Source organism: Pseudomonas sp. Marseille-Q1929, assembly GCF_017316265.1.
GTDB lineage: Bacteria > Pseudomonadota > Gammaproteobacteria > Pseudomonadales > Pseudomonadaceae > Aquipseudomonas.
Genome location: NZ_JAFLWU010000007.1, coordinates 46580 through 65113, shown reverse-complemented (window position 1 = coordinate 65113; position 18534 = coordinate 46580). Strand labels below are relative to the sequence as shown.

Genomic DNA, 18534 nt, shown 5'->3' with positions numbered 1-18534 from the left:
GCGCGACAAGCCCGTCACCAAAGCCCGGATAAGCCTGCCCTGGCGGGGTGATTAGCGCGGATTGCGCGCATAAAAAAAGGGGCTCAGCGTGCGCTGGCCCCTTCTGTACCTGCGAGTACTTATTGCAGCAGCGACAGCATCTGTTGCGGCATCGAGTTGGCCTGGGCCAATACCGACGTACCGGCTTGTTGCAGGATCTGCGCGCTGGTCATGGCCGACACTTCGGTGGCGTAGTCCACGTCCTGGATGCCCGAACGCGCGGACGTCAGGTTGGTGGTGGTGGTGGAAATGTTGGTGATCGCCGAGTCGAAGCGGTTTTGCACCGCACCCAGGTCCGAACGCATGGAGTCCACGGTGTTCAGGGCGTTGTCGAGGGTGGTCAGGGTGTTGGTGGACTTCTTGCTCACCGCGTTGTCGGTGTCGATGCTGATGCTCGCCGAGGTGGTGGTGCCGTCGGTGGTCAGGGTCACTTCGGCCGCGTAGGTCTTGCCGCCGACGGTCAGGAAGTAGTCGCCATCGGCGTCGGTGGACAGGGTGCCGCCGGTAACAGTGGTGCCGGACTTGTCGACATAGCTGGTGTTGGTCGAAGTGATCGCGGTGCCCGACGAGTCCGACAGGGTGCTGGCGGTCAGGGTGGTGTCGTAGCCGTTCACGTTGAAGCTGCTCAGGCCGAGGGTGTCGGCGTTGATTTCGCTGAGCTTGATGTCGATGGTTTCGCCATCGTTGGCGCCGACCTGGATGGTGATGGTCTGGTCTTTGGACAGCACGTCCACGCCGTTGAATGCGGTTTGCGAGGAGATACGGTCGATCTCGTCGAGGCGCTGGGTGATCTCGTCCTGGATCGATTGCAGGTCGGACTGGGAGTTGGTGCCGTTGGCCGCTTGTACCGACAGCTCACGGATGCGCTGCAAGTTGTCGTTCACCTGGTCCAGCGCGCCTTCGGTGGTCTGCGCCAGGGAGATGCCGTCGCTGGCGTTGCTGCTGGCCTGGGATAGGCCGGTGATCTGCGAAGTCATGCGGTTGGCAATCGCCTGGCCTGCGGCGTCGTCGGAAGCGCTGTTGATTTTCAGGCCGGACGACAGGCGCTCGATCGAGGTGCTCAGGCTGCTCTCCGAGGAGTTCAGGTTTTGCTGGGCGATCATGGACGTGATGTTGGTATTGATGACTGACATGGTGCAGTTCCTTTCGTGGGTGAGCCGCTTGGGACAGAGTTCGGGCCCGGCGCCGAGGACATTCCACGCCGTTGCCGTACAGACAAAGCGAACATCGGCGAACCGATTAGCCGTCTTTAGGCAGCCGTTGAAAAAATTTGCGCAGCCCCCCGATTTCGCCAGAGAAAGTGCCTGTATTAGCCGATTTGAATCCGCACCCCGCGCGTTATAAAGCCCGCCTTGGCCCACAACTGGAGTGCTGCATGAACCCCTCAACCCTGATCGGCATGCTCGCCAGCCTGCTACTGCTGGCCGTGTTGCTGGTGTTCAGCGCGCAACAACCCGGCCTGTTCGTCGACCTGCCGGCGCTGGGCATTGTGGTGGTTGGCACCTTTGCCGCGACCTTCATCAGCTACCCGCTGCGCGAAGTGCTGCGCATCTTCAGCCTGATCAAGACCGTGGTGCGGCATGAGCGTGAGTACACCCAGGAAGACATCGACGAGTTGGTGAGCCTTTCGCGGCTGTGGATCGACGGCGACCTGCGTGCCGTGGAAGAAGTGCTCGACGGTGTGAAAAATCCCTTCCTGCGTTCCGGCGTGCAGTTGGTGATCGACAAAACCCCGCTGGACGACATCCTCGACCTGCTGCAATGGCGCATCGCCCGCCTGCGCGCCAAGGAACATGCCGAGGCGCAACTGTTTCGCGTGATGGCCAGCTACGCCCCCGCGTTCGGTATGCTCGGCACGTTGGTGGGGTTGGTGAACCTGATGTTCGTGCTCGGCGACGGCGACATGGTGACCATCGGCCGGCAAATGGCGGTGGGCCTGATGACCACGCTGTACGGCGTGCTGCTCGCCAACCTGCTGTGCAAACCGGTGGCGGTGAAGCTGGAGCGGCGCACCGAACAGCGCGTGGTGGTGATGAACATGGTGCTGCAAGGCGTGGCGATGATGGCCAACAAACGTAGCCCGGGGTTGATGCGCGAGACGCTTAAATCCTTTGTCGCGCATTACCAGAATGAGCTGCGGGATGAGCCTTTGCGGGTTCCGCTGCGGCTCAGTTGGAAACCGCGCACGTGAGGCCCGTTACGCGCATCCAGGCCGCAGCGATTGCCAGCGGCATGCCGCCGGTGGAGGACGCGGCGGGTGAGACGTGGATGATGACGTACCTGGACATGATGACGTTGCTGCTGGTGGTGACCATGGCGATGCTGGCGTTGGCGGGCAAGGGGCATGAACGTACGCGGCATGGCAGCTCGTTTAGTGGGCCGCCGGTGTTTACGATGAAGGGTTTGACGTCGGTGGAGGTTCCGGGGGCGTTGCTGTTGGTACCGGCTGTAGAGCCAGAGCCGGTTGCCGCTCCCGAGCCAGTTGCGATCGTTGAACCTGAACCCGCGAAGCCGACGACACAAGACCTGCTCAACGAACTGCCGCTGGATCAATTGGGCAACGACATCGAAGTGGTCACCAATGAAAGCAGCGTGAGCTTTCGCATCAGCAGCGAAATCCTGTTCCCCTCGGGCCAATCCGACCTCAACCTCGGCGGCCTCGCTGTGCTGCACAAGCTCATCGCGGTGCTCGACAGCGTCCCGCATAAACTCATCGTCGCCGGCCACACCGACACCCAAGACATCCGCAGCGCCCGTTTCCCCTCCAACTGGGAACTCTCCAGCGCCCGCGCCGGCAGCGTGGTGCGCTACCTGCAAGCCAACGGCATCCAGCCCGGACGCCTCGCCGCCATCGGCTATGCCGACACACGGCCGCTGGCGGATAACGCTACGCCTGAAGGCCGCGCGCGTAACCGTCGGGTGGAATTGATCCTGGAGCGGTGACGGCCGGGGTTGTTTTTTGCGCTGAAGAACAGTGATCATCGCCCTCCCCCCGACTGTTGAGGAACCGAGACCATGGAATTGACGCTGGAAGCTGTGGCGCTTTTTGCACTTAAGCTGGTGCATGAGGTGGACGGTGGCAGCCCGGTTTTGCGTGATGATCCGGTGATGGACGGGTATGACCGGGAGGTGTTTGGGTTGTTGGTGCGGCAGGGGGATTTGGTTGGGGTGTTGGGGAAGGTGGAGGAGTGTGTGGGGCAGGCGTTGAATGCCCTGGGTGGGGCTGATACGGTGTTGGGGCGTGAGCTGCAAAGGTTGGCGACTGACGTGCAAAACGCTCGTCAATTCGATGAGTTGCCCGCGCCACTAACTACCCTCAAGGACTACCTTAAAGACATCCAGTGAATCGCTGATCAATATACTGGCCAGATACACCATCAACACCGCCACGCCTGCGTCCAGCCAGCGCCACACAGCAGGTGTGTGAAACAGTCGGGTTAACCGCTGACACCCCAACGCCAAGAACACAAACCACAGCAGCGACGCGGTCATGGCTCCGGTCGCGAAGAGTGCTTGCTGGTTCAAGGGCTTCGCTGCGCCGATGGAGCCGATCAGCACGACGGTATCGAGCCAAGCGTAAGGATTGGCGAAACCCAACACAACCGCCGTCCGCAACAGTCCTCGTTGCGATTGACCGCGTTGGGTGTCCGGCATGGACTGATCACGCAGGCAGGCCAACAGACGCTGGGCGCCGAACCACAACAGGTAGGCCGCGCCGGAGATTAGCAAGAGTGCGACCAGCGTTGGCTTGCTTTCCAATAGCGAACCTAGACCTGTGATGCCCAGCGCGATCAACAGGATATCGGCGAGTACGCAGATAGCGACCACACCCCAGATTGGCCCACGGCTGACACCTTGGCGGATGACCAAGGTGTCTTTGGGGCCAGGGGCAGCGAACAGGCCTAGGCCCAGCACCAGGCCTTCGGTGAAGTAAGGTGTCATGGTGACTCTTCAAGGCAGATGTAAAGGAATGCAACACACGCCGTATTCGCAACGCTGTGGGAAACAACGAAACTAGCAGCGGTTTGCAGTCTGCATGGCCGACTAACCGTGGCGGCATGCACGCTGTCCTTTTTGACGAACAAAGGTGGTCCATGAACATCACCCTCAGGGCGCTGATTGCCCGACGCAGCCGAGAGCTGGGCAAATCCATGACCACGTTAGCCAAAGAATCAGGTATCTCCCGAACCTACCTCTACGGCCTGGCCGGCGGCGCCTCCCAAGATCCGTCAGTACGCACCCTGATCAAACTCGCCAAGGCACTCCAGGTTTCGCCACTGCTGCTGTTCCGCTACTTCGCCGACCTGGCAGGCGCACCGGTTGATATCCATTCAATGGCAACCACCAACCGTGCCATCGGCCTGCACGACCCCAGCGATATCGTTGTCTTCAACGCCGACGTCACCACCCCCGACCAAACCGTGGTGCTACCCGGCGAGACCTTCCAAAAAACCTGGGAAATTCACAACCTCGGCAGCCGCCCCTGGCGCGGCCGCCGGTTGGTGCGGGTAGACAGCGAGTACGTCATAGCGCGCCGCACCGACACTGGTGCCCCACTGGAAGTGGTGATGGACAGCCACCTACGCAGCCTCACCCACGAAATCCCCGTTGCCGACACCCTGCCCGGCCAGCCGGTGCACCTCTCGGTGACCTTCGCCGCGCCCAAGGAAACCTGCACCGTCACGTCCATCTGGCGCATAGAAGATGAAAACGGCCAGCCCTGTTATGGGCCCGCGTTTATCCTGCATGTCATCGTCAACGTCATGGCGCGCTGAGCGCTGCCCCACTAAAAGGATTGCCCTGTGATCGACTTCAACAACAAAGGCTTCTTCAAACTCAAACAAAACAACGAATACGCCGAACGCGTATCGGCCTTGCTGCTGGACGGCGAAACAGTGATCGACGCGTACAAGTCCATGCGCGACGGCGTGGTCTTCACCAACAAACGCATCATCGCCGTGAACGTGCAGGGGATTACCGGCAGCAAGAAAGACTTCACGTCGCTGCCGTACAAAAATATCGTCGCCTACTCGGTGGAAACGTCCGGGACGTTTGACCTGGATTCGGAGTTGGAGATTTACTTTTCGTCGTTGGGGAAAGTGAAGTTTGAATTCACCGGCAAGACGTCGATTGTGGAAATCTCCCGGTTGATTTCCAAACACCTGCTGGCCTGATCAGCGGGCAAAAAAAAGACCTCGGCGCCCCAAGGTCTTTTTTACTGCCTACACAGTTAAACGGCCGTACCGCATCAAAATGTGGGAGCGGGCTTGCCCGCGAAGGCGCCCGCCCTCACACCCTCAGTCTCCAGCCTTACACAACAACCCCATCCTCCTCAGCAACCCCATTCGGCAACATCCCATTCGCCAAATCATCCACCACTGCCTTCGCCATCTCCCCCAAATAATGCGCAGCCCAAGCATAGCGGTCGGCGCTCTTGTCCATCGCTGCGTCCAGCGCCAGCAGTTTGGAACAGTGCAACAGCTCGGAGGCATGCTCCAGGGCTTCGCGGATGGGGACGCCGGAGTTGATGCGGAATAGGTGGCGATGGTTGGGCGGTGTGCCGCAGGTGGAGAAGGTGATGATGCCGAGGGTTTTGTTGAGCGGTGGGTTGATCATTGGGCACCTCCGCACGGGACGGGGGTGTGGATTGCAGTGATGTGTGGGTGAGGCCTATCAGAAACGGTCATTGCCTTAGCTCCTAATGTAGAGCTGCCACGTTCGTTTCTCATGCGAATGGGTGGCAGCTATGCGCGGGCTGAGAAACCGGGACAATAGGAACCCGGCAGACCCGAAGGTCTCCCACGCATAGCCGCCATGACACAGACAATGCGGGCACAAAAAAGCACCAACAGTCTAATGGATGGTGGCGCCTATGCGCCTATTGTTTCTCGGATTCTCAAGTCCGGTCGCTGGGGTGGAAGCGACGAGAAAAGATAGCTCGAACGAGCAACAGTCAGAAAGCGGGAGGTTATGGCTAAAAATTTCAGCCATGCACACGAAACAGGGTCAGCGTCTGTATTCCTTCAAGTCATACCCCATCCCCAACTCCTGAGCCTGACGCACTAGTGCTTCCATCGCTTCTTGGCTCTGAATCTCCCGCCGCTTTTTCAGCAAGATCCTAAACATGAACCGAACCCGTCTCCGTCGCCCAATTTTGCAAAGCTGAATCCCAACACCACTAAACGGCCCCATCATCCTCTCCCATCCATCAGCAATACGCGCCCTACCAACGCGCCCACAACCACCACACCATTTCCCACCCACCAAAGCCCAAAATTCCGACTCTGCTCCGCATCACTTTCATAAAACGGCCCAAAGTACGCAGATATTGCAACCACCACACCGTTAAACAATCCAGCCGCTACAGCTACCACCAGGACAGCAAATCCAACCTCTTTGATCACCATATGAAGAACTCCAAAACCAGATTTATCCGGACTCGTGATAATCCGAGAACATGCCCTAGAATCGAAAAAACCAACCACGCGACCGTAGCAAACGCCTCGTCGGCAAAGATGAGGCCAGACGAAAATCAGAGTGGTCCTACTTGCATACACGTTTTGCCTGAAGCCCAAAGCGCACACGCCTCCCGCATGCAGATGAAAGCGCTCAAATAAGCACTTTCAATGTCGCAACAAGCCAGCTGACCTTTCCCACAAAAACCATCGAACAACACTGATTCCAGTCGCTTACTCACCCCTCGTAGGCTCACTCCCCCCTACACAAGGAAGTGAGCCGGCCATGTCAGAACGCGCGTATCCCATCACCGAAGAACAACAACTCAAACGCCGCATCCTGACCCCGCAACCAAAACGGATGCCCTATTCGCCGCCCATCGAATTGCTCGTCCCTCCCCCACCCGCAAAACCTGCGCCCACCAAACCTCCCGGTTGCACATTCCTCAAACCCTGCCAACTGCCCGACGGGCTTATTCTCTACAACGATCCAACCGGTTACGTGCCACTTGAGCTGATCGAGGAGTACGGCCATTTCAGCCTTTTGGGCGGTCGTGAGATGGATGACCGGGGCGCGGTTGCCTTGAGCAAGATCAGTGGCAGTGCACTGCCAGTTGGCTTGGGATCGTTGGCGTTACGTACGGCGGTTGTGGAGTCGGCGGCTGTTGCAACAGGCACGGTAGCGAGTGGTTTGCTAGCAGGATTGGTCGGGCTGGCGTGGCCAGCAGCGTTGGGCGATAGCGCTCTCTACACCGATGAGCAATTGCGCTCGATGCAACGGGCGCGCTCGCAGATGCGTTTGCATATCGAGCAGTTGGAGGACGGTACGCTCAAGGGCTATGGGTTTTACACCGGCCGCAACGCCGACTGGCAGATGATCGAGGTGGTGCAGTTCCAAAGCCGTGGTGATCGGTTTGTGGCGGATTTGGGCGAGGGAGTGGAGCTGATCTGGACGCCTGCGGTTGATCCGGGGGACACCCTGGGAATCCCAGCGTTGGAAGCGGCGCCGCAAGCACCGGTGATCTGGATTTATCCGCCGACGCAGAAGGCTGCGCAGATTTTGGTGAACCCGGTTTATCCGCCGCAGTATCGGGATTTTATTCTGGTGTTCCCGGTGGAGTCGGGGGTTGGGCCGTTGTATGTGGTTGTTAACACACCTCGCAAAGGGCTCAGAAACCCAGACCACGATTACTTCCCGGCCCCCCAAATCGACGACATGACGGGCTTTCCCGGACTGATTCCCCAAAGACCCGTGACACCAAGAAAAGGTGGGGGCGGTTTACGTGAACGCTGGATAGACGCAAAGGGAAGGAAAATATTTGAGTGGGATGCCAAGAAAGGAGAGTTGGAAGTCTATCGAAACAGTGATTTGGAACACCTCGGCGCATTTGATCCATACACCGCAGAGCGTCGAGGTCCTGCAAAACCGGAACGCCGAATTTACAGATAAAGAGGAAGCAGAAGAATGGTTATGAAAATCAGATTGCGATGGTACGAAAAGCACAGCAATGACTTGAAGGCGGATGAGTATTCAGCAGACATCGACGATGGCGATAGTTTTTTTGAGGCGCTGGATTTGAGCGAGGAAACCGCGATCTATGCCGATGTGTTTAACGTTATTCCAAACTGGATAACAACGCTCCAACCACACTTCAAACACATGATCGACCCAACCCGCTTCGACTACCAAATCTCCTTCCGCTATCAAGGCGCCTGGCCACCACCACCCAAGCAACCCAAGAACCCATGAGGCCAACCATGAAAAAGCCCCTCCTCTACCGCTCCGTCAACACCCGCACCCACGGCGTACACCACGGCAGCTACCGCGCTTATCGTTACGAACGAAACACCAAAAGCGAAAAGGCCGCACAGTCCCACCGCAGCTCAATGCACAGCCACCATCGACACGGTTTTGATTACACGCCGCTGTATCGCTTTCTTCTGTCCAAAGTCGGCCAACCATGGGGCGCAGTGTTCAGCGAAGCCAACGCCCGCCTGGATCGCCCCGATCCCATCTTCTGGATGGTCGCGCTCCATGAAAGCGACAAGCAGGACTACGTGAGAACGGATGAAAACAGTTACTACAGCGGCTTGTGGGTCGACGCCGCCGGCCTGCTGCAAAAAGTTAACCCTCAACTGACACCTGAGCGCATGCAAACCTTTTACGACAACAGCACCCACACCTTCAACGGTGTGGTCTATGCGCACGCTCTTGCGACGAAGACACAAAGCCAAACGCCAAAGTCGATCAACCCGCTAGCCCCCGCTTCGCCGGGCCTCGACATCTCCCACAGTTGATTGACGGTGCAGTCATTTCCCGAGCCCGGCGCAGATCAAAGTGTGGGAGCTGGCTTGCCTGCGAAAGCGGCGGATCAGCCAGCACTTGTATCAACTGACACGCCGCCTTCGCGGGCAAGCCCGCTCCCACAGGAGATTAGGCCCGAGTCAGAACTCCAGACGGGCGAGTTGGGCGTCGTAGACTTCTTCGATTTCGGGGTGGCTGTCGCGCAGCACGACGCGCGGTTGATGTTGTTCAGGAATGTGCGCGAGTGATTACTTGGGCTGGAAGGTTTCGAGGTAGGCCAGGATGTTGTCGATCTTTTCCTGGTCACTGATGCCCCAGAAGATCATCCGCGTGCCGCTCACCACCTTCTTCGGTGCTTCTATATAGGCAGCGAGTTTGTCACGGGTCCAGACCACGCCGGAATTTTTCATCGCGTCGGAGTATTGATAGTCGGTGGTGGTGCCAGCGGGTCGGCCGATGATGCCGTTCAGTTCCGGGCCAAACCCGCCCCGCGCGCCTTCGCCGACGCTGTGGCAGCCGCCGCAGGTCTTGGTGAAGAGTTTGCCGCCCGCCTCGGCATCGCCGGCCGCAAAGGCGGGGCTGGCGCCGAGGATCAGGGCGAGGGTGATCAAGGTGTACTTCATGCAGGGCTCCCCATCAGGTGTCGCGGGCGATTATGCCTGTTTGTCAGGAACGCATGCCCATCCAGATCACTTGCACGGGGGCCGTGAAGCGGGCGGAGTCTTCAGAAAACATATTCTTATGACCACCCATCGCCTCAAACACATCCAATCGAACCTATGCAGGCGTGTTCTACTCCACCCCTATGAACCCTGATGGTGGAGTAAGGATCATGGCTCAGCCATCGATTTTAGTGCTGGAAGACGACGAGATCATTCGTTCGTTAATGGTGGATGTGCTGGAGGAATTCGGGGCGCTTGTGACGTCGTTTCCTTCGGCGGATGAAGGGATGATTTACCTGGAACGCGGCGATGAGCCGGTGGACCTGATTGTCAGTGATATTCAGATGCCGGGGTTGCTCAACGGCTATGACCTGAGCCGGGTGGTGGCGCATCGCTGGCCGGGGGTGCCGGTGTTGCTGACGTCCGGCAACACCAAGTTGGCGGCGCAACTGGGCGGTTCAGTGCGGTTTTTGCCGAAGCCGTGGAGCGCCGAGCATTTGCTTGAACAGGTACAAACGGCGCTGACTCCGCAGGGGCCATCCATGCATTGATAGCTTCACGACATCACTGAAACCGAACTTCGCGACACGCTCTACGGTCATTAATGAGGCATGGAGCGACTTTTCTGATCCGCTGGTCAGCCTTTTCGCCTTGTGCGCACAGCTGACGGCTTTGAGGTGTGTAGAATCGTCGCCCATTTCCACGCGTCATTCATGGCCGCAAGGCCCACAGTTCGAGCTTACTGAATGCATTCACAGGCCCATGACGTTGGTGCGCCCACCTTGCTGGAAGCGTTGCGCACAGGCACTGCCTTGCTGCACGTCGCGCTGGAGAAACGCCTGCCGTTTTTCTGCGAACGCCTGGATGCCGACTGGTACGGGCGCTTGCTTCAGGCGTATTACGGCTTTTATCAGCCAATGGAAGCGGCACTGTATGAAGGTGCCCTGATCCCTGACGGTTTCGACCAGGTACTGCGTGTGAAGACACCGACCCTTGTGAGCGATCTTCACGCCCTGGGCCTGGATAACCCGGCCATCAATGCCCTGCCCCGCTGCTGCGCACTCCCGTCTCTCGACACCCCTGCTGCGTGCCTCGGCGCCCTGTATGTACTGGAAGGCGCGACCCTCGGCGGCCAGGTATTGCGCTGGGAAATGGCCCAGCGCCTGGACCTGGACGCCAGCAACGGCGGCGCGTTTCTCAATGTATACGGCGCCGAGACCGGTCGGCGCTGGAAGGATTTTCTCGATTACCTGGGCCGCCAGCCGCTGGATGCGTGTGCCAAACAGCGCGCGGTAGAAGCAGCCCGTTCAACATTCAGCTGTTTTGAGCAATGGCTCGACAGCCAGGAGGTACTGCTATGAAACCCGAAGATTTTGAAGAGCTGCTTGCCAACTGTGCCGACGAGCCCATTCGCTTTCCGGGGGCGATCCAGCCCCATGGCGTGTTGCTGACCTTATCGGAGCCTGACCTTACGATCATCCAGGTCAGCGCCAACGTCGCCACCCTGTTCGGCCACGCGCCCGAAACGCTGCTGGGCCAACCGCTGCATGCGCTGCTGGGCTCGGAGCCCGCCAACGCCGTCGCGACCATGGCCGAAAACAATACGTTTTTCGACGCGCCGCCACTGCATGTCAGCTTCAACGAGGCGCCATTCGAAGGCTTGCTGCACCGCCATCAAAACGTGCTGGTGCTGGAGTTCGAACCGCTGCTCAAGGATTTCCGCCCACGGGCGTTGAACGGTCGCACCAGTGACCTGGGCAAGATGCTGCAACGTTTGCAGGCGGCGAAAACCCTGCAAGCGCTGTACGAAATCAGCGTGAATGAAATCCAGGCCATGACCGGTTACGACCGCGTGCTGATCTATCGCTTCGAAGACGAAGGCCATGGCCAGGTGATCGCCGAAGCGTCGGCACCAAGCATGGAGCTTTTCAACGGGCTGTTCTTCCCGGCATCCGACATCCCCGAGCAAGCCCGCGAGCTGTATCGCACCAACTGGCTGCGCATCATCCCCAACGCGGCGTATGAGCCGGTGCCGCTGCTGCCCAAGCTGCGCCCGGACACCGGCCAGCCACTGGATTTGAGCTTCGCTACCCTGCGCAGCGTGTCGCCGATTCACTGCCAGTACATGCAGAACATGGGCGTGCTGTCGTCCATGAGCATCTCGCTGATGAAGGGCGACAAGCTCTGGGGCTTGATCAGTTGCGGCAACCGCGAGCCACTGTTGGTGCCCAACGACCTGCGGACCGCCTGCCAGACCATTGGCCAGGTGCTGTCGTTGCAGATCAGTGCCATGGAAGCCCTGGACCTGAGCCGCCAGCGCGAGGAGAAAGTCGAGGCCCTGGCCCTGCTGGATCAAGCGATGAAAGCGTCGCAGGAAAACGTGTTCGACGGCCTGGCCCAGCAAGGCCAGTTGCTGATGGACCTGACCCTGTCCGGCGGCGTGGCGATCATCGAAGACAAGCAACTGCACCGCTACGGCAACTGCCCGGAGCCGGCGCAGATCCGCGCCTTGCACAAGTGGTTGCAAGAAGGCGGCGAGCCGGTGTTTTCCAGCCATAACCTGGCGTCGGTTTACCCGCCGGCGGCCGAGTTCCAGCAGGTGGCCAGTGGGGTATTGGCCATGAGCCTGCCCAAGCCTGTGGATAACGGCGTGCTGTGGTTCCGCCCGGAAGTGAAAGAGAACATCAACTGGAGCGGTGACCCGAAAAAACCACTGGACCTGGAAAACTCCGACGCCGGCCTGCGCCTTCGCCCACGCACCTCGTTTGAGATCTGGAAGGTGGAAATGGCCGGCATCTCCACCAAGTGGAGCCATGGCGACCGCTTCGCCGCCAACGACCTGCGCCGTTCCGCCATGGAAAACGACCTGGCACGCCAGGTGCTGCGCGAACAACAGGCCGTGCGTGCGCGGGATGAGCTGGTCGCGGTGGTTTCCCACGACCTGCGCAACCCGATGACCGTCATCTCCATGCTCTGCGGCATGATGCAAAAGGCGTTCAGCTCCGATGGCCCACATACCTCGCGGCGGATTTCCTCAGCCATCGACACCATGCAACAGGCCGCCGGGCGGATGAATGTGTTGCTGGAAGATTTGCTCGACACCTCGAAGATCGAGGCCGGCCGCTACGTGGTCAAGCCGGTGGCATTGGATGTCAGCCAGATTTTTGAAGAGGCCTATTCCCTGCTAGCGCCCTTGGCAATGGAGAAAGGCATCGACCTGTCGTTCAACACCGAGCCTGGCCTGCAGATCAATGCCGACCCGGAGCGCCTGTTCCAGGTGCTGTCCAACCTGATCGGCAATGCCATCAAGTTCACCCCACGCCAGGGCAATATCGGCATCAGCGCCATGAGCAACGGCGAAGAGATCGTGTTTTCGGTGCGCGACTCGGGTGAAGGCATCGCGCCGGAACAACTGCCACACGTGTTTGACCGCTATTGGACGCAGACCGAAAACAACCCCACCGGCAGTGGCTTGGGGCTGTATATCACCCAAGGGATCATCCAGGCCCATGGCGGCAAGATTGTTGCTGAAAGTGAGGTTGGGCGTGGCAGTGAGTTCCGCTTTACGGTGCCCAAGGTGAGTGGGGACTCCCATACCTGATGGCGTAACGTTTTGAGATGAGGCGTTTATAGGCTAGCCGGCTCAGGCTCTGTAGGTTCCGCTGACGTCGTGGTGGATGCAAACCCATCACGACGCGTCCTTGCCTTAAGAGGAATACGTCATGGATATTTTTTTGAGCTCTACCGCAAACTTCGTGAACAACATCCAGCAAGCCAACCACACACCTGCGCCAAACACACCTAGCCAACCGCCGCAGCCCGCTCAGAACGCTAGCATCGGTTTCAGCGGCGCAAACACCCAAAAAAAGCGTTCCATAGACAGCTTGGGCGGTGGAAGGGTCATCTGACGACGGCCTGAAGAGGGGCGCCGCCGCAAGCGCCCCCCTGCCCATCGCCTCGACAAATTACTGACATCTGCTGGGTTAACCTGCGTGTTTACCTTGCACAGGGCCTTCATCCTTATGTTTCAACCGGCCGTCCTCGCGGGCCCGCTCCTGCGCCGACTCGACCCCCAACGCCTGGTGTTTTGGCTGGTAGGCAGTCGCCAACTGTCGCTGACCCTCAGGCTGCACGTCACCGGGCAACTCCTGGAAATCGCGCTGGGCCAGGACCAATGCCAAGTCGTAGCCGTCGGGCGCCATGCCTTTATCCACCTGATCGACGTACGCCTGGACGAAGCGCTGCCCCAGGATGAGGTCATCGGCTACGACCTGCTGATCGATGGCTGCGGCATTGCCGAGTGGGCACCGCACTTGCTGTATGGCGCGACCCCGAACTTCATTCTCCACAGCCGTATCCACCAATTGGTGCATGGCTCTTGCCGTAAACCGCACCACCGCGCCGGCGAAGGCCTGCTGTGCGTAGACCGCCTGCTGGCCAGCGCCCACTCCCCGGCCGAGCGCCCTGCCCTGTTGATGATGAGCGGCGACCAGATCTACGCCGACGATGTCGCAGGGCCAATGCTGCGGGCGATTCATGCGCTGATCGAGCGGCTGGGCCTGTTCGACGAATACCTTGACGGTGCCGTGGTAGAGGACAGCGCCCGCCTCTACGGGCATCGCGCCAGCTACTACCATCGCGCCGACCTGCTGCCGGCGCTGGACAGCAACGAGACCCTGCGCGAGCGTTTTTTTGGCGGCGTAAAGAAGCCGATCTTCACCAGTAGCACCGCCGACAACCACTTGGTGACCTTCGCCGAGGTCATCGCCATGTACTTGCTGGCGTGGTCGCCCACGCCCTGGACGCTGATCAGCCCAGAACCGCCGCAACTGAACGCTGAAGAACAACAGCGTTATACCCGCGAACTGGTGCAGATTGAGCGCTTCCGCGATGGCCTGCCAGGCGTTGCACGGGTATTCGCCCACCTGTCCACCCTGATGATCTTCGACGACCACGACATCACCGACGACTGGAACCTCAGCGCCCAGTGGGAAGAAACCGCCTACGGCCACCCGTTCTCCAAGCGCATCATTGGTAACGCGCTGCTGGCCTATCTGCTGTGCCAGGGCTGGGGCAACCAGCCGGATGCCTTCGGCGAGTTGCTGGGCCAGGTCCAGACACTCACCGCCGACGCCCAGGGCAATCATCTCGACGCGAACAAACAGGATGCGCTGCTCGAAGCCCTGCTGAAATTCCAGCACTGGCACTACGTACTGCCGACCACGCCCGCCCTGGTGGTGCTCGATACCCGCACCCGCCGCTGGCGCAGCGAGTTCAACCTCACCCAACCTTCCGGCCTGCTGGACTGGGAAGCCTTGAGCGAGCTGCAACAGGAACTGCTGGATCATCCGAGCGCCATCATCGTCTCGCCCGCGCCGATCTTTGGCGTGAAGCTGATCGAGACCGTGCAGAAAGTGTTCAGCTGGTGCGGCTACCCGCTGCTGGTAGACGCCGAAAACTGGATGGCCCATCGCGGCGCGGCCCAGGTGATCCTCAATATTTTCCGCCACTCCCGCACGCCGGGTAACTACGTGATCCTCTCGGGGGACGTGCACTACTCGTTTGTCTACGAAGTGCTGATCCGCCACCGCAACGCCGGCCCGAAGATCTGGCAAATCACCAGCAGCGGCATCAAGAACGAATTCCCGCCACGTTTGCTGGAATGGTTCGACCGCCTCAACCGCTGGCTCTACTCACCGCGCTCGCCGCTGAACTGGTTCACACGGCGGCGCACCATGCAGGTGGTACCGCATATTCCGGAACACGCCGAAGCGGGTGAACGGTTGTGGAACTCGGCGGGGATTGGCCAGGTGTTCTTCAACGAACAAGGCCAGCCTGAGGCGATCTACCAGCACAACGCGGATGGGAAGCCACGGACGAGGATGGTGGCGCCGCAGTAAGCTTTCCTACGCATGCAAAGCTACCCTCTTACCTTCTTTTCAGAACAATCATAAATACTTGTTTTTTATGAAAACTCTTTAAAAACCCCAACCCCCGCCGTTCACAAAAAAAGTGCCAGGCTCTTACCGCTCTTTGCGAAAAGCTCCATCAATCGCCGATTGCCATATGAACCTATTTTGGTGCACCCTCTGTGAACGACATACATCTCGTGTTGAGCGTCGCTTTTTTCCGAACGGAGGCTGGCAACGAGCCCGTGCGTGAATGGCTGATGGAACTGCCCAGAGAATCAAGAAAACGCATCGGTACGGACATCAAGTCGGTCCAGTTTGCATGGCCGCTGGGGATGCCGCTGGTTCGAAAGCTGGAGCATCGGCTCTGGGAAATCCGAACCGACCTCGGTGAAAACATTGCGCGGGTCATTTTCACGTTGGTTGATAGCGAAATCGTGTTACTGCACGGCTTCATCAAAAAGACTCAGAAAACACCGCTGGTCGAATTAGCTACCGCCAGACAGCGCAAAAGCAAGCTATGAGGAACACTCCATGAACAAACACATTGGCTCCAACTTCGATGATTTCCTCAACGAGGATGGCCTGATCGAAGAAGTCTCTGCTGGCGCATTGAAGCGCGTTATCGCCTGGCAGTTGGCAGAGGTCATGAAGTCGCAAAAGGTCAGCAAAAAAGCCCTGGCGGAACGCATGCATACCAGCCGCACGGCCGTAGACCGCGCACTGGACCAAAATGATGCAGGCATGACACTGGCCACTCTGGCGAGTGCGGCACGAGCATTGGGCCAACGTGTGGAAGTACGCCTGGTGCCCGACTCCGACACAGACACGATGATAGCCCATCGCCACCCCCACTAAAGCACCTCCCCCACCCTATTCAAACCCCGCAAGCCGCGATGTACAGTAGCGCCCAGCCACGGAGTATCGGCGTCAACCATGACTGGCCTTGGTAGCCAGCCCACGCAGGAAGCGCAAATGGACGATACATCCAGCAGCAAGCCGATGAAGAATGACTTTTCCGACCTGAACGCCGACATGCTGCACGCCGTCATGGAGCTGGTCAGCGACGGGATCTGGGACTGGAATGCCGACACCGGTTTTGTGTACCGCAGCCCCGGCTGGTACGAAATGCTCGGCTACCCCCGCCACTCCCTGGAAAACAGCGTATTCACCTGGGAAAACGTGATCCATCCAGAGGATTACCCCCGGGTGATGACGGTGTTTGATAGCTACATCCACCAACACGCCCCTTACTACCAAGCCGAGTACCGCTGCCGAAAAGCAGACGGCAACTACCTGTGGATCGAAGACCGTGGCTACATCGTTGCGCGCAACCCCGACGGTTCGGTCGCGCGTATGGTTGGCGCCCATCGCGATATTCATACGCGCAAATGCTCCCTCGAGCAGTTGGAACGGCGCAATCAATCCCTTGAAGCCCTGGTGGCCGAGCGCACCCGTGAACTGTCACGGGTCAACCAACAGCTGCAACTGCAACTGGACGAAAACCGCTCCCTGGCCGAGCGCGACACACTCACCCGCGTGGCCAACCGCTACCGCCTGGAAAAAGTGTTGCTGGAGGAGTGCGACCGCGCCGAGCGTTTCCGCTTGCCGCTGGCACTGGTGGCCATGGATATCGATGATTTCAAGCCGATCAACGACCGGCACGGCCACGCCGTGGGCGATCAGACGCTGGTGCAGGTGGTCGAAACCCTGGAGGCCTGCCTACGCCCTGCAGACTTGCTGGCGCGCTGGGGCGGCGATGAGTTCATGGTGGTGCTGCCACAAGGCGACCTGGAAACGGCAAGGGCATTGGCCGAGCGCATTCGCGAAAAAATCGCGCAAATGCCCACCCTGGGCAGCTTCAAAGTGAGCCTGAGCCTGGGGGTGGTGCAACGTCAACCCGGCGAGTCCCCTGCGGCCCTGATGGCACGGGCCGATCAGGCTTTGTACCGGTCCAAGGCGGCGGGCAAGGATGTGGTTTCGGAGTAGATGACAACGATCAAATGTGGGTGAGGCTTATGTGGGAGCGGGCTCCCACACTGGATCTGCGTACTTACCTGACCGGCGGCGCGTACTGGATACCGCCGTTATTCCACAGCGCATTGAGCCCGCGCTTGATCTTCAGCACGCTGCCCTGGCCGATGTTGCGCTCGAACACTTCGCCGTAGTTGCCCACCTGCTTGACGATCTGCACCACCCAATCCTTGCGCAGCTTGAGGTCCTTGCCGTACTCGCCGTCGGCGCCAAGCAAGCGCGCAACGTCCGGGTTCTTGGTGGTCTTCGCCTGTTCTTCGACGTTCTGCGAGGTGATGCCCATTTCCTCGGCATTGAGCATGGCAAACAGGGTCCACTTGACGATGCTGAACCACTCGTCATCGCCCTTGCGCACCAGCGGGCCAAGGGGCTCCTTGGAGATAATCTCCGGCAACACCACAAACTCATCCGGGTGAGCCATCTTGATGCGCTGGGCGTACAGCCCCGACTGGTCGGTGGTCAGCACGTCGCAGCGCCCGGCTTCGAGGCCCTTGGCGCTTTCGTCGGCGGTGTCGAAGGTGATCGGCGTGAACTTCATGCCATGGGTGCGGAAGTAGTCGGCGACGTTAAGCTCGGTGGTGGTGCCCGCCTGGATGCACACGGTGGCGCCATCCAACTGTTTGGCCCCGGTCACTCCCAGTTTGTTGTTCACCAGAAAGCCGATGCCGTCGTAGTAGGTCACACCGGTGAACACCAGGCCCATGCCCGCGTCGCGGGAGCTGGTCCAGGTGGTGTTGCGCGAGATCAGGTCGATTTCGCCGGACTGCAACGCCGTGAAACGCTCCTTGGCGGTCAACTGGCTGAACTTCACCTTTGACGCATCGCCGAACACGGCCGCAGCGACCGCATGGCACACGTCCACATCGATGCCGGTCATCTTGCCCGTGCTGTCCGGCACGCCAAAGCCCGGCAGGCCATCGCTGACACCGCACTGGATAAAGCCTTTTTTCTGGATCGCATCCAGGGTCACGCCCGCCTGGGCGCTCGCCGCCCAAGCGCAGGTGATGGCGACCAAGGTGTTCTTGAGGTATTTCATGCGCTGCTCTCCCTGTCGGTTCTTATTGGTCAGGCAGTATCAAGCCCTTGAGCGCATTGCCACAAACGACCTTTCGGCAACAACTCGTTCCGAT

At 59.4% G+C, this 18534-nt stretch carries 22 protein-coding genes; 16 read left to right on the top strand and 6 right to left on the bottom strand.

The window, feature by feature from the left end:
- Positions 1 to 119: 119 nt before the first annotated feature.
- Positions 120 to 1172, bottom strand: coding sequence for a flagellin (locus J1G37_RS10955; protein ID WP_207041675.1), 1053 nt, complete (start codon positions 1170 to 1172; stop codon positions 120 to 122).
- Between the two features lie 242 nt (positions 1173 to 1414).
- Here J1G37_RS10955 and J1G37_RS10950 point away from each other — a divergent pair, with 242 nt between their 5' ends.
- From J1G37_RS10950 to J1G37_RS10940, 3 genes are all read left to right on the top strand, one after another.
- Positions 1415 to 2230 (top strand): MotA/TolQ/ExbB proton channel family protein, encoded by an 816-nt coding sequence (locus J1G37_RS10950; RefSeq protein WP_207041674.1) that lies wholly within the window; start codon positions 1415 to 1417, stop codon positions 2228 to 2230.
- Positions 2227 to 2982 (top strand): OmpA family protein, encoded by a 756-nt coding sequence (locus J1G37_RS10945; protein WP_207041673.1) that lies wholly within the window; start codon positions 2227 to 2229, stop codon positions 2980 to 2982. Before J1G37_RS10950 ends, J1G37_RS10945 begins: the two co-directional genes overlap by 4 nt.
- Positions 2983 to 3054: 72 nt before the next feature.
- On the top strand, positions 3055 to 3384 hold the full coding sequence (locus J1G37_RS10940) for a hypothetical protein (RefSeq protein WP_207041672.1): 330 nt from the start codon (positions 3055 to 3057) through the stop codon (positions 3382 to 3384).
- Here J1G37_RS10940 and J1G37_RS10935 read toward each other — a convergent pair.
- Positions 3346 to 3981 (bottom strand): LysE family transporter, encoded by a 636-nt coding sequence (locus J1G37_RS10935; protein WP_207041670.1) that lies wholly within the window; start codon positions 3979 to 3981, stop codon positions 3346 to 3348. The two genes, J1G37_RS10940 and J1G37_RS10935, sit on opposite strands and share 39 nt — an antisense overlap.
- Positions 3982 to 4133: 152 nt before the next feature.
- Here J1G37_RS10935 and J1G37_RS10930 point away from each other — a divergent pair, with 152 nt between their 5' ends.
- A complete protein-coding gene (locus J1G37_RS10930; RefSeq protein WP_207041669.1) occupies positions 4134 to 4814 on the top strand; it encodes an NBR1-Ig-like domain-containing protein in 681 nt (226 codons plus the stop codon).
- A gap of 27 nt (positions 4815 to 4841) precedes the next feature.
- A complete protein-coding gene (locus tag J1G37_RS10925) occupies positions 4842 to 5213 on the top strand; it encodes a PH domain-containing protein (protein ID WP_124526406.1) in 372 nt (123 codons plus the stop codon).
- Positions 5214 to 5349: 136 nt separating this feature from the next.
- Here J1G37_RS10925 and J1G37_RS10920 read toward each other — a convergent pair whose 3' ends face one another.
- Together J1G37_RS10920 and J1G37_RS10915 are read right to left on the bottom strand one after the other, a co-directional pair.
- Entirely contained in the window at positions 5350 to 5655 is a 306-nt protein-coding gene (locus J1G37_RS10920; protein ID WP_207041668.1) for a DUF3077 domain-containing protein, read from the bottom strand.
- 575 nt (positions 5656 to 6230) lie between these two features.
- The gene (locus J1G37_RS10915; RefSeq protein ID WP_207041667.1) at positions 6231 to 6446 is read right to left on the bottom strand and encodes a hypothetical protein; all 216 of its coding nucleotides are present in this window, start codon (positions 6444 to 6446) and stop codon (positions 6231 to 6233) included.
- A gap of 334 nt (positions 6447 to 6780) precedes the next feature.
- Here J1G37_RS10915 and J1G37_RS10910 point away from each other — a divergent pair, with 334 nt between their 5' ends.
- The 3 genes from J1G37_RS10910 to J1G37_RS10900 are packed head-to-tail and all read left to right on the top strand — an operon-like array spanning position 6781 to position 8792.
- Positions 6781 to 7944 carry an S-type pyocin domain-containing protein gene (locus J1G37_RS10910; protein WP_207041666.1) on the top strand — a complete coding sequence of 388 codons (1164 nt, stop codon included), beginning with the start codon at positions 6781 to 6783 and terminating at the stop codon, positions 7942 to 7944.
- A 15-nt stretch (positions 7945 to 7959) separates the two neighbouring features.
- The gene (locus tag J1G37_RS10905; protein ID WP_207041665.1) at positions 7960 to 8244 is read left to right on the top strand and encodes a colicin E3-like toxin immunity protein; all 285 of its coding nucleotides are present in this window, start codon (positions 7960 to 7962) and stop codon (positions 8242 to 8244) included.
- Between the two features lie 8 nt (positions 8245 to 8252).
- Positions 8253 to 8792, top strand: a complete 540-nt coding sequence (locus J1G37_RS10900; protein WP_242551529.1) for a hypothetical protein — start codon at positions 8253 to 8255, stop codon at positions 8790 to 8792.
- A gap of 255 nt (positions 8793 to 9047) precedes the next feature.
- On the opposite strand, the gene J1G37_RS10895 is transcribed toward J1G37_RS10900, so the two are convergent.
- Positions 9048 to 9422: a cytochrome c family protein gene (locus J1G37_RS10895; protein ID WP_207041664.1), complete on the bottom strand. Its 375-nt coding sequence runs from the start codon at positions 9420 to 9422 to the stop codon at positions 9048 to 9050.
- Between the two features lie 209 nt (positions 9423 to 9631).
- Between J1G37_RS10895 and J1G37_RS10890 the strand changes: the two genes are divergently transcribed.
- The 8 genes from J1G37_RS10890 to J1G37_RS10855 all read left to right on the top strand — a co-directional run bounded on the left by J1G37_RS10890 (position 9632) and on the right by J1G37_RS10855 (position 17359).
- Entirely contained in the window at positions 9632 to 10012 is a 381-nt protein-coding gene (locus J1G37_RS10890; protein WP_207041663.1) for a response regulator, read from the top strand.
- A gap of 195 nt (positions 10013 to 10207) precedes the next feature.
- Complete coding sequence (locus J1G37_RS10885; RefSeq protein ID WP_207041660.1) at positions 10208 to 10822, top strand: biliverdin-producing heme oxygenase; 615 nt, start codon at positions 10208 to 10210, stop codon at positions 10820 to 10822.
- Positions 10819 to 13062: an ATP-binding protein gene (locus J1G37_RS10880; RefSeq protein ID WP_207041658.1), complete on the top strand. Its 2244-nt coding sequence runs from the start codon at positions 10819 to 10821 to the stop codon at positions 13060 to 13062. The genes J1G37_RS10885 and J1G37_RS10880 overlap by 4 nt, the downstream gene beginning before the upstream one ends.
- 121 nt (positions 13063 to 13183) lie before the next feature.
- Positions 13184 to 13369, top strand: coding sequence for a hypothetical protein (locus J1G37_RS10875; RefSeq protein WP_207041650.1), 186 nt, complete (start codon positions 13184 to 13186; stop codon positions 13367 to 13369).
- A 114-nt stretch (positions 13370 to 13483) separates the two neighbouring features.
- Positions 13484 to 15361, top strand: coding sequence for an alkaline phosphatase D family protein (locus tag J1G37_RS10870; protein ID WP_207041648.1), 1878 nt, complete (start codon positions 13484 to 13486; stop codon positions 15359 to 15361).
- A gap of 191 nt (positions 15362 to 15552) precedes the next feature.
- A complete protein-coding gene (locus J1G37_RS10865; RefSeq protein ID WP_207041647.1) occupies positions 15553 to 15894 on the top strand; it encodes a type II toxin-antitoxin system RelE/ParE family toxin in 342 nt (113 codons plus the stop codon).
- Positions 15895 to 15904: 10 nt separating this feature from the next.
- Complete coding sequence (locus J1G37_RS10860; protein WP_207041645.1) at positions 15905 to 16228, top strand: helix-turn-helix transcriptional regulator; 324 nt, start codon at positions 15905 to 15907, stop codon at positions 16226 to 16228.
- A gap of 117 nt (positions 16229 to 16345) precedes the next feature.
- Positions 16346 to 17359, top strand: a complete 1014-nt coding sequence (locus tag J1G37_RS10855) for a sensor domain-containing diguanylate cyclase (protein ID WP_207041643.1) — start codon at positions 16346 to 16348, stop codon at positions 17357 to 17359.
- A gap of 64 nt (positions 17360 to 17423) precedes the next feature.
- Here J1G37_RS10855 and J1G37_RS10850 read toward each other — a convergent pair whose 3' ends face one another.
- Positions 17424 to 18440 carry an amino acid ABC transporter substrate-binding protein gene (locus J1G37_RS10850; RefSeq protein ID WP_207041633.1) on the bottom strand — a complete coding sequence of 339 codons (1017 nt, stop codon included), beginning with the start codon at positions 18438 to 18440 and terminating at the stop codon, positions 17424 to 17426.
- Positions 18441 to 18534 lie beyond the last annotated feature (94 nt).